The 14,009-nt window shown below is 49.9% G+C and carries 13 protein-coding genes; 10 read left to right on the forward strand and 3 right to left on the reverse strand.

From position 1 onward, the window contains the following. Positions 1–29: 29 nt before the first annotated feature. From pnp to QEZ41_RS07995, 3 genes are all read left to right on the forward strand, one after another. On the forward strand, positions 30–2,141 hold the full coding sequence (pnp, locus tag QEZ41_RS07985) for a polyribonucleotide nucleotidyltransferase (RefSeq protein ID WP_289410886.1): 2,112 nt from the start codon (positions 30–32) through the stop codon (positions 2,139–2,141). A 142-nt stretch (positions 2,142–2,283) separates the two neighbouring features. Then, a complete protein-coding gene (locus QEZ41_RS07990; RefSeq protein ID WP_289410887.1) occupies positions 2,284–2,985 on the forward strand; it encodes an HAD family hydrolase in 702 nt (233 codons plus the stop codon). A 2-nt stretch (positions 2,986–2,987) separates the two neighbouring features. Then, complete coding sequence (locus tag QEZ41_RS07995; protein WP_289410888.1) at positions 2,988–3,587, forward strand: NUDIX domain-containing protein; 600 nt, start codon at positions 2,988–2,990, stop codon at positions 3,585–3,587. Between the two features lie 39 nt (positions 3,588–3,626). On the opposite strand, the gene QEZ41_RS08000 is transcribed toward QEZ41_RS07995, so the two are convergent. Further along, positions 3,627–5,189, reverse strand: a complete 1,563-nt coding sequence (locus tag QEZ41_RS08000) for a bifunctional aminoglycoside phosphotransferase/ATP-binding protein (protein ID WP_289410889.1) — start codon at positions 5,187–5,189, stop codon at positions 3,627–3,629. A gap of 111 nt (positions 5,190–5,300) precedes the next feature. Here QEZ41_RS08000 and mrcB point away from each other — a divergent pair, with 111 nt between their 5' ends. From mrcB to QEZ41_RS08015, 3 genes are read left to right on the forward strand one after another with little or no spacing between them, the layout of a single operon-like run. After that, positions 5,301–7,670, forward strand: coding sequence for a penicillin-binding protein 1B (gene mrcB / locus QEZ41_RS08005; protein WP_289410890.1), 2,370 nt, complete (start codon positions 5,301–5,303; stop codon positions 7,668–7,670). A 16-nt stretch (positions 7,671–7,686) separates the two neighbouring features. Next, on the forward strand, positions 7,687–8,370 hold the full coding sequence (locus tag QEZ41_RS08010; RefSeq protein ID WP_289410891.1) for a tetratricopeptide repeat protein: 684 nt from the start codon (positions 7,687–7,689) through the stop codon (positions 8,368–8,370). Next, complete coding sequence (locus QEZ41_RS08015) at positions 8,370–8,693, forward strand: YqcC family protein (protein WP_289410892.1); 324 nt, start codon at positions 8,370–8,372, stop codon at positions 8,691–8,693. Before QEZ41_RS08010 ends, QEZ41_RS08015 begins: the two co-directional genes overlap by 1 nt. A gap of 147 nt (positions 8,694–8,840) precedes the next feature. Here QEZ41_RS08015 and mscL read toward each other — a convergent pair whose 3' ends face one another. Both mscL and QEZ41_RS08025 read right to left on the reverse strand, forming a co-directional pair. Continuing rightward, positions 8,841–9,269 (reverse strand): large-conductance mechanosensitive channel protein MscL, encoded by a 429-nt coding sequence (mscL, locus tag QEZ41_RS08020; protein ID WP_289410893.1) that lies wholly within the window; start codon positions 9,267–9,269, stop codon positions 8,841–8,843. 215 nt (positions 9,270–9,484) lie between these two features. After that, positions 9,485–10,453 carry a polyprenyl synthetase family protein gene (locus QEZ41_RS08025; RefSeq protein ID WP_289410894.1) on the reverse strand — a complete coding sequence of 323 codons (969 nt, stop codon included), beginning with the start codon at positions 10,451–10,453 and terminating at the stop codon, positions 9,485–9,487. A 290-nt stretch (positions 10,454–10,743) separates the two neighbouring features. On the opposite strand from QEZ41_RS08025, the gene rplU reads away from it, so the two are divergent. From rplU to proB, 4 genes are all read left to right on the forward strand, one after another. After that, a complete protein-coding gene (rplU, locus tag QEZ41_RS08030) occupies positions 10,744–11,055 on the forward strand; it encodes a 50S ribosomal protein L21 (protein ID WP_289410895.1) in 312 nt (103 codons plus the stop codon). A 32-nt stretch (positions 11,056–11,087) separates the two neighbouring features. Then, a complete protein-coding gene (rpmA, locus tag QEZ41_RS08035; protein ID WP_289410896.1) occupies positions 11,088–11,345 on the forward strand; it encodes a 50S ribosomal protein L27 in 258 nt (85 codons plus the stop codon). 161 nt (positions 11,346–11,506) lie between these two features. Beyond that, positions 11,507–12,718: an Obg family GTPase CgtA gene (cgtA, locus tag QEZ41_RS08040; protein WP_289410897.1), complete on the forward strand. Its 1,212-nt coding sequence runs from the start codon at positions 11,507–11,509 to the stop codon at positions 12,716–12,718. A 67-nt stretch (positions 12,719–12,785) separates the two neighbouring features. Continuing rightward, a complete protein-coding gene (gene proB / locus QEZ41_RS08045) occupies positions 12,786–13,907 on the forward strand; it encodes a glutamate 5-kinase (protein ID WP_289410898.1) in 1,122 nt (373 codons plus the stop codon). Positions 13,908–14,009 lie beyond the last annotated feature (102 nt).

Raw genomic sequence — 14,009 nt, forward strand, 5'->3', positions numbered from 1 at the left:
CAAAGGCAACATAAGAGAAGGAAACTACCGTGAATCCGGTTATTAAAACATTTGAATTTGGTCAATCGACCGTAACTTTAGAAACAGGCCGCATCGCGCGTCAAGCGTCTGGTGCAGTTCTGGTAACAGTAGATAACGACGTATCAGTATTAGTCACCGTAGTGGGCGCTAAGCAAGCTGATCCCAGCAAAGACTTTTTCCCGCTGTCCGTGCACTACCAAGAAAAAACCTACGCAGCGGGTAAAATCCCTGGTGGCTTTTTCAAGCGTGAAGCGCGTCCATCAGAAAAAGAAACGCTGACCTCGCGTCTTATCGACCGTCCAATCCGTCCATTATTCCCTAATGGCTTTAACAACGAAGTACAGGTTATCTGTACGGTAGTATCCACCAATAAAAAGACCGATCCAGATATCGCCGCTATGCTTGGTACTTCTGCAGCGCTGGCTATTTCAGGCATTCCGTTTAAAGGTCCTATTGGTGCTGCACGCGTAGGCTTCCACCCTGAGGCCGGTTACATCCTTAACCCAAACTACGAGCAGCTCGAGGCATCTTTGCTCGACATGGTTGTTGCTGGTACTGAAGATGCCGTATTGATGGTTGAGTCAGAAGCACAGGAGTTAACCGAAGACCAAATGCTGGGTGCAGTGCTCTATGCCCACGAAGAATCACAGGTTGCTATTCAAGCCATTAAAGAATTCGCTGCTCTGGCAGCTAAACCTACTTGGGACTGGCAGCCAAAAGCAGAAAATACTGCTTTGTTGGATGCGATTCGCAATCAGTTTGGCGAAGAAATTTCCAAGGCATACACCATCACAATCAAACTTGACCGCTATGCTCGCTTAGGCGAGATACGCGAACAGGCGATTGCCCAGCTGGTTAACGAAGACGCTGAACAAGGTCCAAGCGTTCAAGAAGTTAAAGATGCGTTTGGTGAGATCGAATACCGCACCGTGCGTGAAAACATCGTGAACGGTAAGCCGCGTATTGATGGCCGTGATGGCCAAACGGTACGTCCGCTCAATATCGAAGTCGGTGTGCTGAGTAAAACCCATGGTTCATGCTTGTTTACCCGTGGTGAAACACAAGCACTGGTGGTGGCAACTTTAGGTACTGCCCGTGACGCACAGCTCTTAGATACGCTCGAAGGCGAGAAGCGTGATCACTTCATGCTGCACTACAACTTTCCTCCTTATTCTGTAGGTGAATGTGGTCGTATGGGTGCTACGGGTCGTCGTGAAATTGGTCACGGCCGTCTAGCCCGTCGTGGTTTGGCGGCGATGCTACCAAGCGCTGATGATTTCCCGTACACCGTACGCGTAGTGTCTGAAATTACCGAATCCAACGGCTCTAGCTCCATGGCCTCTGTGTGTGGTGCCTCCTTAGCACTTATGGATGCTGGTGTACCTATGAAAGGTCCAGTGGCGGGTATCGCTATGGGTCTGGTAAAAGAAGGCGAAAAATTTGCCGTCCTAACCGACATCTTGGGTGACGAAGACCACTTGGGCGACATGGACTTCAAGGTTGCTGGTACCGCTCTGGGTGTAACCGCACTGCAGATGGACATCAAGATTGAAGGCATCAACGAAGAAATCATGGAAATTGCCCTTAATCAGGCACACACTGCACGTATCGATATTCTGAATCAGATGAATCAGGTATTGGCAGCATCACGCACTGAAGTGTCTGAAAACGCACCGTCAATGCTGACCATGCGTATTGATGCTGACAAGATCCGTGACGTGATTGGTAAAGGCGGCGCAACCATTCGTGCCATCTGTGAAGAAACCAATGCCTCTATCGATATCGAAGACGATGGTTCCATCAAGATCTTTGGTGACACGAAAGAAGACGCTATTGCTGCACGCGACCGCGTGTTGAGCATCACCGCCGAAGCCGAGATTGGTAAGATTTACCACGGTAAGGTTGAGCGTATTGTCGACTTTGGTGCGTTTGTAAACATTCTGCCAGGCAAAGACGGTTTGGTGCATATCTCCATGATCAGCAATGATCGTGTAGAAAAAGTCACAGACTATCTGAAAGAAGGCGAGATGGTTGATGTGCTGGTGCTGGACGTTGACAACCGCGGCCGTATCAAATTGTCAATTAAGGATGTTGCGGCGGCTAAGGCCGAACAAGCTTAACGCTGAAATTAAAGGCCACCTTAGGGTGGTCTTTTGCATTAAAGGGCTGAACCAGCCTTGAATAAGCCAAGTTGCAACGCATATCTTTACCTGTAAACAACTCGCAGCCAGCATCGGCTGTATCAGTTGTGCAGAGACCCTTATGAGTATTCAATTAATTACCTTTGACTTGGATGATACTCTTTGGCCGGTGCAGCCAGTGATTGCCCAAGCTGAACAGCAGCTACAGGATTGGCTGGCACAACAAGCACCGCATCTAGGAGTGGTTGATGTGCCACGCTTGCACAGCCTGCGTGCCGCTGTGCTGAGTCAAACACCGGAGCTAGTACACCGCGTCAGTGAGCTTAGATACCGGGTTTTATTAAGCGCCTGCCTAGAGGCAGGTGATGCCTTGCCTGTAGCGCAGGAAACGGCTGAGGCCGCCTTTCAGGTGTTTCTGAGCGCCCGCCAAAACGTGCAGTTGTATGCGGATGCCAAGCCCGTATTGGGTCAGTTAGCACAAAATTTTGTTCTAGGTGCGCTCAGCAATGGTAATGCCGATGTGCGTCGAGTGGGCTTGGGAGAGTATTTTAGCTTTGCCCTGAGTGCTGATGCGTTGGGTGTAAGCAAGCCTGATCCCAGTGTATTTCAAGCCGCGTTAGCGCGAGCACAGGTCACAGCCCAGCGTGCCGTGCATATAGGCGACAACCCCCTTGATGATATTTTTGGTGCGCAGCGCGTTGGCATGCGTACCATTTGGTTTAACCCACAGCAACAACCATGGCAAGGCGAACGCGCCCCAGATGCACAGGTGCATAGCCTCAGCCAATTACCGCAAACCCTTCTCGCGTTACAACAGGAATAATCATGTCTGAGCAAGATGTGCAAATACTCGAACGAGAAGTCTGTTATCAGGGTTTTTACCGGCTAGAAAAGCTCAGTCTACGTCACAGGCTATTTTCCGGTGCGATGGGACCCGTAATCAGCCGTGAACTCTTTGTTCGTCGTAACGCTGTGTGTGTGCTGCCCTATAACCCGCAGACCGACACCCTAGTGTTTCTGGAACAATTTCGTATCGGCGCGTTAGATAATCGCACGCATCCCTGGTTACTTGAAATAGTTGCAGGATTGATTGATGAGGATGAACAACCTGAGCAAACGGCAGCACGCGAGGCGCAGGAAGAGGTCGGCTTGGAGTTTACTCAGCTGATTCCCATCATGCAGTATTACCCTTCCCCCGGCGGCTCTGATGAGCGCGTGCATCTTTATTTGGGTCTGTGCTCAACGGAAGGAGTGGATGGGCGAGTCATGGGTGTGGCCGCAGAGAGCGAAGACATTCGTGCGCGGGTTGTGAGTTTCGCTCAAGCCATGCATATGCTGGAAACAGGTCAGATTGACAACGCGCCTAGCATCATCACCTTACAGTGGTTGGCAATGAACAAAGCTAGCCTGCAACAACAGCCTTAAGCCTAAATTGTTGCAGGCTAGCGTTGGGTGATGTCCTACTTAAAAGCCCGGTAGCCGTTGCTTGAGCAAACCAACCAGCCCAGCCATGGAATTGGCATCGTCAGTTTGTACCTTGAGGGTTTGCAGTTGTTCTTCGGCATTCAGCGGCTCTCGGTTGGCTTGCTGGGCGGCAATGACCTCTGCAGTGGCATCAGAAGGGTCTTGGCCAGCCTGTCGACGCTCGTTCAGCCACTTCTGCACCACTGCTTCCGGTGCGTGACAATCCAAGATAAGAAAAGGTACACCGCACGCCTGTGCCACGTCACCGGCTTGCTGACGAGAGTCGGCGCGCAAGTAGGTTGCGTCCAACACCACGGCGTAGCCGGACTGTAAGGCAAGCTTGGCGAGTTCATGGATATGCTGATAGGTTGCTGCGCTGGCGCTGGCATTGTAAATACCTTCGCCGACAGCATTGCCCTGTGCGGCATCCTGTTCGCCAAATAAACGCTTGCGCTCATAATCAGAACGAATTCGTACGGCGCCTAAAGATTCAACCAGTTGCATGGCGACAGTACTTTTGCCAATGGCTGAAGTGCCATGGGTGATGGCAAGAAAACGCGCTGGAATGGCGCAGTAGCTTTCAGCCAAATTGGCGTAGCTGCGATACTGCTGCAAAATCGCTGCTTGTTCAGTGGGATCTTGCTCTTGTCCGAGGCGGAACAGATTGACTTTGCCGCGTACCATGGCGCGGTAGGCTTTATAGAAATTAAGCAGCGGCAAGGCTTGGTACTGATTGGTTTGCTCAAGCCACGTATTAATAAAGCGGTTGGCTAAGCTGTGTAAACCGCGGTCCTCTAAGTCCATGGCTAGAAAAGCAGCGTCTGAAACCACATCAATCAAACGAAACGGCTCGTTAAACTCAATGCAGTCAAACAAAGTGACTTGACCGTCCAGCACGGTGGCGTTACCTAGGTGAATATCGCCGTGGCACTCGCGGATGGAACCATTATGGCTGCGTTGCTCTAATAGGGGAAGCAAGCGCGCGAAGCTATCCTCTGCCCAAGCCTCTAGTGCATCAAGTTGCTGCAAATCGTTACTTTCATTGAGCATGGCGCGGATTTGCTCGAAGTTCTGCCTTACCGGTGCCATGATGGCTTGCGGCTCAGTCAGTGGGTGTGAAGCTGAAACCTGAGGCGCTTGTAAATGAAATTGGGAAATTTGTTGGGCTAACGCATCAATATGTCCTGCGTTAAGCTCGCTGTTTTTTTGCATTTCGCTAAGCAGTTGGTTCTGCGGGAACTGCCGCATTTTTAGCGCGTAATCAAGTACAGGGCCATCACCGTTGAGCTGTGGCGCTTGGATAGTGCCGGTAATAGGCAGTACTTCAAGGTATAAGTCAGCGGTAAGGCGTTGGTTGAGGCGTAGCTCTTCATGGCAAAAGTGCTTACGATCCTCGAGTGAGGTAAAATTAAGAAAACCAAAATCAACGGGTTTTTTGATTTTGTACGCGTAAGGCCCCGTAAGCAGTACCCATGAAATATGGGTTTCGATGACCTGGATGCTATCGACCGGATGAGGGTAGAATTCAGGATTTTTTAACGCGCAAATTAAAGGGTCAGTCACGGGAATTCCTTGTTTTACAATTTATAATTAGCGCCATTATCGCAACTAGAATGGTCAGCGCAAGCATTGAGATAAAGTATTTATGCAAAACATCTACAGGTTTGATCGGTTATGAGTCAGCAAAACAGAACAAGCCGACCAACCAGAGGCAGTAAAAAGAACAAAAAAAAACCATCACCGCGCTCAGGTCGCTGGCTAAGGCTCCTGTTTAAATTAGCTGTGGTAGCACTGCTGGTGTTAGCAGCCGTCATGGTTTATTTGGATGCTGTGGTGCAGGAGCGCTTCTCAGGTAAGCGCTGGACTGTTCCGGCGCGAGTGTATGCGCGTCCTCTTGAATTGTATGTTGGCGGCAAGCTGGCACAGGAAGATTTTCTGATCGAGTTGAATGCCTTGGGCTATCAACGTGAACGAAGCGCCGAGCGTATTGGTACCTATTCGTTAAATGCCAACACCATTGAGTTCCATAGCCGCGGTTTTCGTTTTTATGAAGGGACTGAATCCGCGCAGCGTGTGCGTGTCAGTTTTACCAATGGTTATATAACCAAACTGACCAATGCGCAGGGGAAGCCTGTTGCGGTGGTGCGCATTGAACCCTTGCTTATTGGCGGTTTGTATCCGGCGCATAAAGAAGACCGTATCTTGGTGCGTTTGGATCAAGTGCCTGAATTATTAACGCAAACGCTGGTGGTGGTCGAGGATAGAGAGTTTTATCAGCACTGGGGTGTGTCACCTAAATCCATTGCCCGTGCGGTGTGGGTGAATGCCAGTGCTGGAGGGTTGCGTCAGGGGGGCAGTACGCTCACGCAGCAGCTGGTGAAAAACTTTTTCCTTACCAGTGAGCGCAGTTTAAAACGTAAGGCGACCGAGGCCTTGATGTCGTTGCTGTTGGAGATGCATTACGACAAGGACGAAATACTGGAAGCCTATTTAAACGAGGTGTTTTTAGGCCAAGACGGCGAGCGCGCTATCCATGGCTTTGGTCTGGCCAGTCAGTATTATTTTAGTCAGCCCTTGGCCGAGTTACAGGTGCATCAAGTGGCTTTGCTGGTGGGCATGGTGAAGGGGCCGTCTTTTTATAATCCGCGACGCCAGCCCGAACGTGCGTTGGAGCGACGCAACCTGGTGATTGACTTGCTTGCCAATCAGGACGTTATTAGCCAACAAGACGCTGAACAGGCCAAGAAAAAATCCTTGGGGATCAGTAAAAAAGGCAGTTTAGCCAATACGACCTATCCCGCTTTTTTGGACTTGGTTAAACGCCAGTTGCGTGAAGACTACCGCGATCAGGATTTAACCGAGGAAGGTCTGCGCATTTTTACCAGTATGGATCCGATTTTACAGCGTAAAGCCGAAGATGCTTTGCAACGTACGTTTAAGGGATTAGCAGGACGCAAGGGTATTGAGGCGATTGAAACTGCTATGGTGGTCACTCACCCGGAAACAGGTGAGGTACAAGCCTTGTTAGGCAGTCGCCAGCCGCGCTATGCAGGCTTTAACCGTGCTTTAGACGCACTACGGCCGATTGGCTCTTTGGTGAAACCGGCGATTTACTTAACCGCCTTGCAACAACCAGAAAAATATACGCTAACCAGTTATTTGCAGGATGAGGCGTTTTCCGTACAGGATGCCAAAGGGCGGATTTGGTCACCGCAAAACTATGATCGTAAAGAGCACGGCACAATATTTTTATACCAAGGCTTGGCATTTTCCCACAACCTTTCTTCGGCCAAACTGGGTTTGGATTTAGGCTTACCAAAAGTGCTGCAAACACTCAAAGGTTTGGGTTTGCAGCGTGATTGGCCTGCTTATCCGTCCATGTTGTTGGGGGCGGGAAGTATGACCCCGTTTGAAACGGCGCATCTGTATCAAACACTGGCCAATGGGGGTTTTAATAGCTCCTTGCGTGCTATTCGTAGCGTGCTCAATGCCGAGGGTGAACCATTAGGGCGTTATCCGCTGCAAGTGGAGCAGCGTTTTGATGCGGGTGCTATTTATCTGACCCAAGAAGCGTTGCGCAGAGCAATGACTGAAGGAACAGGGCGTTCTGCGTATAATAAGCTGCCGAAGAATTTACGCTTGGCTGGCAAGACCGGTACCAGTAATGATTTGCGTGACAGTTGGTTTGCCGGTTACGGACAAGATATTTTAGCCGTGGCATGGATGGGACGTGATGATAACGGACAGACCTCGTTAACCGGTGCCTCAGGTGCTTTGCAGTTATGGACGAATTTTATGCAGAGTGCGCGCCCGACGTCATTGGCGCAGGTGCCGCCAGATAACGTAGTTGAGGTGCTAATTGATCCTGTGCAGGGCTTTGCGGTCAGCCGTAGCTGTGCTGGCGTGGTTAAAATGCCTTACCTAAAAGGCAGTGAGCCTCCGCTGGGCGATTTCTGTGGTGAGGTGGTTGAACCTGCTGAAGAGGTAAAGCAGAAAAGCGAAAGTGGTTTTAAAGATTGGATCAAAGGTTGGTTAAACAGGTAGCAGAGGATTATTTTGCGTGAAAAATAAAAGTTTAGTTTTTTTGTTGGCAGCCACCGTGCTGTCTGGTTGTGGAACATTACGCCCGTCGATTCCGGTGGTTGATTCAGGTTCGCCGGTTACGCCTGGGGTTATGCGTGATAGGGATGCACGACAGGGTGCAGTGGTTACTGATTCGCGCAATGAGGCGCCGGTAGCTTACGGTGCTCCTGAAAGCCAGTATGTGAAACCTGAAACCGTTTACACGCCCAGCGCGCCGATTCTTGGCGAAGAGTTTGATGCGCCCTTGCATACGCCCGAGTCAATCTTTGAGAGCACCGCGCCCTCTACGCCCACACCTATTGCGGCTGAGCAGCAGACTAGTGCTGTGGTGACGCAAATTGAACCGCCGGTGCTGGCATTGCTCAGCACCGCGCAGCAGCAACAAAATCAGGGTGACCTTAATGGCGCTGCTGCCAGTCTAGAGCGTGCTCAACGTATCGCACCGCGTGAGCCACAAGTGCTATACCGCTTAGCAGAAGTACGCTTGGCTCAAGGCGATGCGCAGCAAGCAGAGCAGATTGCACAGCGTGGTCTAAGCCTCAGTTCAGGACGCCCAGCACTGCAAGCGGGATTGTGGGATCTGATTGCCGAGACGCGTGAAAAACGTGGTGATGCGGCAGGTGCTGCACAGGCGCGCCAAAGAGCACGGATTAGTCTGTAATGCGTGAGTTATCTTCTTTGGCGGATTGTTTGCACTGTATTGAGCAGCAATTGCGCGAGCTGGGTTGGTGGACACAAAGCCCGCCCAATGAGCAAGCACTGCTCAGTCAAGAGCCGTTTTGTATAGATACGCTGACGTTCGAACAGTGGTTGCAATGGGTTTTGTTGCCGCGGATGCGGATCGTGCTAGAAAAACAAGTCCCCTTGCCAAGCCAGTCGGCTATTGCGGAAATGGCTGATGTGGTTTATGCAGAACAGCTAGGCCAGACAGTGGCTTTGCGCCGAGCCATCAAGCAATTTGATCGTCTTATCAATAAAGGCTGACGCATTTCCATTAACTCTGCATAACAGTCTTATTACGCACAATAAAAAGCACAGCAGCGAATGCGTGTGCTTGTGCATTGCAGGTCGACCGGTTAAGGGGGCGAGTCCAGCCTTGCGCGTCAACCTACAAATTGTGGGGGTGTTTGCTTAGGGTCGATGTTGTTGTTTAAGCAGGTCGCGTATTTCGGTCAGCAATTGCTCTTGCGCGGTGATTTCTGGCTCAGCGGCTGGCTCCTCTGCAGCGGGCTCTTCAGCTGCTTTTTCGTGCTTGAGCTTGTTAATGGCTTTAATGCCCATGAACATAGCAAAAGCAACAATGATGAAGTCGATCACCGTCTGGATAAACTTGCCGTAAGCGATTATCACCGCTGGTAAATCACCTTCTGCTGCTTTAAGGGTGATGGCTAAATCGGAAAAGTCGACTCCACCGATAAGAATGCCCAGTGGCGGCATGATGACGTCACCGACAAATGAGGTGACGATTTTACCAAAAGCGGCACCAATGATGATACCTACAGCCATGTCGACAACGTTGCCTTTTACAGCAAAGGTTTTGAACTCACTTAAAATACTCATGCGTTTATTCTCTTTCGTTGGTTAGAATAAGGAATCAGTGCTTGCATAAACAAACTACCGGCGACTTGTTAGTCTGATTTGATTACAGCATTATGCCTTATTTATTTTGCAAAAAGCAGCTGGTTGCGCGGAAAATCGAGCGTGATTAAAGGCATTAAATTGAGTGGTTTTAGAGCGCAGAAACCGCACTTTAAACGTGCGGTGAGGTGTAGGGCCTACTTGGTTCGCTGAACAGCAAACTGAGCGAGTTCAATCAGAGCCGTCTTGTATTCAGACTCAGGCAGTGGGGCTAAGCACTGGATAGCATTATCTGCATATTCTTGTGCTAAGCGTGCGGTGTAGGTCAAAGCGCCGCTGTCGTGAACAGCCTGTCGAATAGGCTCGAAATTCTCTGTGCCGCCTTTTTGAATGGCGGTACGTACTAGGGCTGCTTGTTCGGCAGTACCGCTACGCATGGTGACGATGAGCGGTAGGGTGGGTTTGCCTTCGGCTAAGTCATCACCCACGTTTTTGCCTAGAGAGTCAGCGTCACCCTGATAGTCCAACAGATCATCAACCAGCTGGAATGCAATGCCTAGGCGGTCGCCATATAAACGCAGTGCTTCGGCTTGTTCTGGCGGAGCATTGGCCAGCACAGCTGCACTATGGGTGGAGGCTTCAAATAGCATGGCGGTTTTACCGCGAATGACTTGCATGTAAATTTCTTCGGTGGTGCTGGCGTCGCGTATTTTGGTGAGCTGTAACACTTCACCTTCGGCGATAACGCAGGTGGCGTGAGCGATAATTTGCATAACCGGTAAAGAAGCCAAGCGCACCATCATTTCAAAGGAGCGTGCGTATAAAAAATCGCCCACTAATACGCTTGGTGCATTACCCCAGTTAGCATTAGCGGTAGCACGCCCACGGCGCATATCGGACTTATCCACTACGTCATCGTGCAATAGTGTTGAGGTGTGTAGAAACTCAATCACAGCGGCCAGCAAACAAAGATCTTCATCACTTTTATTCAGCGCTTTACCAGCGAGCAGCACCAATAATGGACGTAAACGTTTACCGCCAGCGGAAACGATATAATCGCCAATTTTTTCTACCAAAGGTACTTGGGAGACAAGCTGCTGTTTTATAAGGCTATCGACCTTAGCAAAGTCCTCAGTGACGACGCGATAAAAGCTCTGTGGTTGCATGATTTTTTGAAGCTCCTAATAGACTGCACTGAATGCTAGGTGGAGGTATACAATAAGTCAAGAAAAGTCGCTTGTCAGGGGCTTGCTTAGTATTGCAGTCTTGCGTACAATTCGCGCCCTGAACTTTAAGGAATAAAGGCGCTGTCTGTTTGGGCAAAACCTGCATTCTGTTAACTAGGCAAACCTGCCTTACGCAATTGTTAATTGCCTTAATCCAGCACTTAACAGCCATGCCAAGCGATACTAATACAGATAAAGCCTTGGGTGAGCAGGAATTACGGAGATAAAATATGTACGCAGTTATTGTAACTGGTGGTAAGCAGTACAAGGTCGCTGAAGGCGATTACTTGAAAATTGAAAAGCTGGAAGAAGCAACCGGCGCAAATATTACTTTTGACCGAGTATTACTGGTCGGCAACGGCGAAGAAGTGCAGGTCGGTGCTCCTGTTGTTGATGGTGCAAAGGTTACTGCAGAAGTTATTGCGCAGGGCCGTCACGACAAAATTCGTATTATCAAGTTTCGTCGTCGTAAGCACAGCATGAAGCGTCAGGGCCACCGTCAGTGGTTCACTGAAATCAAAATCACTGGTATTCAAGCCTAAGCGCTTGAGATTTCTACAGGAGAACTGAACTCATGGCAACGAAAAAAGCTGGCGGTAGTACCCGCAACGGTCGCGACTCGGAATCGAAACGCTTAGGCGTGAAAATGTACGGCGGCCAAGCAGTTAAAGCAGGAAACATTATCGTGCGTCAGCGCGGTACAGAATTCCACCCTGGCTACGGTGTAGGCATGGGCAAGGATCACACGCTGTTTGCTAAGCAAGAAGGTGTGATTAAGTTTGAAGTTAAGGGTGCATTTAACCGCCGCTACGTAAGTGTAGTGACTGCTTAAATAATCCATAACAAAAAAGCCCTGTCAGTTTGACGGGGCTTTTTTGTTTTTGCCAAGGCTAAATGGCGGCAAAAACGTTATTTTTTATAGGCTCTTTAAGGCGGACTTTATGGGTTTGCTGTATCCTGCGCGTAAGCGCTTTAAGAGCGTAGGGGATCTTTATGAAGTTCGTTGATGAAGTTTTAATTAGTGTTAAAGCGGGCGATGGCGGCAATGGCTGCATGAGTTTTCGCCGTGAAAAGTTTATTGAATTTGGTGGCCCTAATGGAGGCGACGGCGGTGATGGCGGCTCGGTGTTTTTAGAGGCTGACCATAACCATAACACACTGTTGGATTACCGCTATAAACGCAAGTTTAATGCCCAGCGTGGAGAGAACGGTCGTGGTAGCGACTGTACCGGTGCTAAGGGTGAGGACTTGATCCTTAAAGTACCTGTTGGCACAACTGTGATTGATGCGGATACGCAAGAGGTGATTGGCGACCTACTTGAAGATGGTCAGCGTTTGCTGGTGGCGCAAGGGGGATGGCATGGTTTAGGCAACACCCGCTTTAAATCCAGCACCAATCGCGCGCCGCGCCAAACCTCTGACGGTACAGCAGGTGAAGCGCGCAATTTGAAATTGGAATTGAAGGTGTTGGCGGATGTGGGATTACTTGGTTTACCCAACGCGGGTAAAAGTAGCTTTATTCGTTCTGTCTCTGCGGCCAAGCCTAAAGTGGCGGATTATCCTTTCACCACACTGGTGCCTAATTTGGGGGTTGTTAGTGTAGGTGGTTATAAAACCTTTGTGGTAGCTGATATCCCAGGTCTTATCGAAGGCGCTGCCGAGGGCGCAGGATTGGGGATACGCTTTCTCAAACATTTAACACGTACGCGTTTGTTGTTGCACATTGTTGATTTGGCGCCTATTGACCAAAGCGACCCAGCCGAAGCCGCGCAGGTTATTGTGGATGAGATTGAAGCCTTTAGCCCGTCCTTGGCAGAGCGTGACCGCTGGTTGGTACTCAACAAGATTGATCAGCTTCTAGATGATGAGCGTGAAGAGCGCAAGCAAGCTGTGATTGAGCAGCTTGGTTGGGAAGGTCCCGTATTTATGATTTCCGCATTGGATCATGAAGGCACTAAGGAACTCAGTCAGGCGATTATGCGCTATCTGGATGAGCGTGATTTACGCTTAGCTGAAGATGAAGAGTACAAAGAGTATCTAACCGATCTGGATCAGCGTATCGAAGATGAAGGCCGCGCTCGTTTGCAAGCTTTGGATGACCAACGTGCCTTGCGTCGAGCTGGTGTTAAGGCTGCCGATGACGCAGAAGAGGATGATTGGGATGAAGACGATGAAGACGCAGCAGAAGTTTTCTATGTCAGATAGCACCTTGGTTTAGGGTGTCATCGCTGCGGTACGCCCTTCAGAACAAATAGTTTTTGGAACGTTTTTTATGCGTGAACAGGTAACTCAAGCCCAGCGTTGGGTGGTAAAAATTGGCAGTGCATTGTTAACCGCTGATGGTCGCGGACTGGATCGCAATGCTATGGCTGTTTGGGTGCGTCAGCTGGTGGCGCTACGCCAAGCAGGTATAGATTTGGTGTTGGTGTCTTCCGGAGCTGTGGCGGCGGGCATGAGCCGTCTAGGCTGGTTGGAGCGCCCCAGTGCCATTAATGAGTTGCAAGCGGCGGCGGCAGTTGGGCAGATGAGCTTGGTTAAAGCGTGGGAAAGCAGCTTTGCTGAGCACAACGAGCGTACCGCGCAGATACTGCTCACCCATGATGATCTATCGGATCGTAAACGCTATTTGAATGCTCGCAACACCCTAACCACTTTGTTGGGTCTTGGGGTAGTACCTGTCATTAATGAAAACGATACCGTTGCCACTGATGAAATTCGTTTTGGTGATAACGATACGTTAGCTGCCTTGGTAGCCAATCTTGTTGAAGCGGATTTGCTCGTCATTCTGACCGACCGTGATGGTATGTATGATGCGGATCCACGCAATAACCCACAGGCACAGGTGATTGTGCAGGCGCGTGCCGAAGATCCAAGCTTAGATAACGCAGCCGGCGGCAGTGCAGGTGCTCTGGGACGTGGTGGCATGCAAACCAAATTACGGGCTGCTCGTTTAGCCGCTCGTTCAGGGGCGAATACAATTATTGTTGGTGGCAGCATCGAACGCGTTATTGACCGTCTCAAAGAGGGTGAAGCGTTGGGTACATTGCTTACGGCTGATCAGTGCCGGGAAACCGCCCGCAAGCAATGGTTGGCGGGTCATTTACAAACGCGCGGTACACTGACGCTTGATGCAGGTGCGGTAAAAGCCCTGCTTGATGGACATAAAAGCCTGTTGCCTGTGGGTGTGGTGGCGGCGGAAGGTAAATTTCGCCGAGGCGAAATGGTGCTCTGTACTGATGAGCAGGGGCGAGAGATTGCGCGCGGATTAGTCAACTATAGCATCGAAGAAACCCGTAAGATTATGCGCCATAGCTCTGAAGAACTCAGTTTAATACTGGGTCATGCCGCAGCAGAAGAAGAATTAATACATCGAGATAATTTGCTGGTTATGTAACAGCAATAAGCAAGTTTATTGATGCTTTTATGAACTTGCAGTGACGCTTCGTCGTAGGGTTTTTCATGGTGTTACAATGAACGAACATATTTAAGAAGGTTT

Origin of the sequence: Thiopseudomonas acetoxidans (assembly GCF_030362935.1) — a bacterium.
Lineage (GTDB): Bacteria > Pseudomonadota > Gammaproteobacteria > Pseudomonadales > Pseudomonadaceae > Thiopseudomonas > Thiopseudomonas acetoxidans.

What these genes read in the sequence shown, in the direction of transcription:
- rpmA (WP_289410896.1), top strand. Translation starts at nt 11,088, where the DNA reads ATGGCAACGAAAAAAGCTGGCGGTAGTACCCGCAACGGTCGCGACTCG.
- QEZ41_RS08025 (WP_289410894.1), bottom strand. Translation starts at nt 10,453, where the DNA reads ATGCAACCACAGAGCTTTTATCGCGTCGTCACTGAGGACTTTGCTAAG.
- mrcB (WP_289410890.1), top strand. Translation starts at nt 5,301, where the DNA reads ATGAGTCAGCAAAACAGAACAAGCCGACCAACCAGAGGCAGTAAAAAG.
- QEZ41_RS07995 (WP_289410888.1), top strand. Translation starts at nt 2,988, where the DNA reads ATGTCTGAGCAAGATGTGCAAATACTCGAACGAGAAGTCTGTTATCAG.
- QEZ41_RS08015 (WP_289410892.1), top strand. Translation starts at nt 8,370, where the DNA reads ATGCGTGAGTTATCTTCTTTGGCGGATTGTTTGCACTGTATTGAGCAG.
- cgtA (WP_289410897.1), top strand. Translation starts at nt 11,507, where the DNA reads ATGAAGTTCGTTGATGAAGTTTTAATTAGTGTTAAAGCGGGCGATGGC.
- QEZ41_RS07990 (WP_289410887.1), top strand. Translation starts at nt 2,284, where the DNA reads ATGAGTATTCAATTAATTACCTTTGACTTGGATGATACTCTTTGGCCG.
- proB (WP_289410898.1), top strand. Translation starts at nt 12,786, where the DNA reads ATGCGTGAACAGGTAACTCAAGCCCAGCGTTGGGTGGTAAAAATTGGC.
- mscL (WP_289410893.1), bottom strand. Translation starts at nt 9,269, where the DNA reads ATGAGTATTTTAAGTGAGTTCAAAACCTTTGCTGTAAAAGGCAACGTT.
- rplU (WP_289410895.1), top strand. Translation starts at nt 10,744, where the DNA reads ATGTACGCAGTTATTGTAACTGGTGGTAAGCAGTACAAGGTCGCTGAA.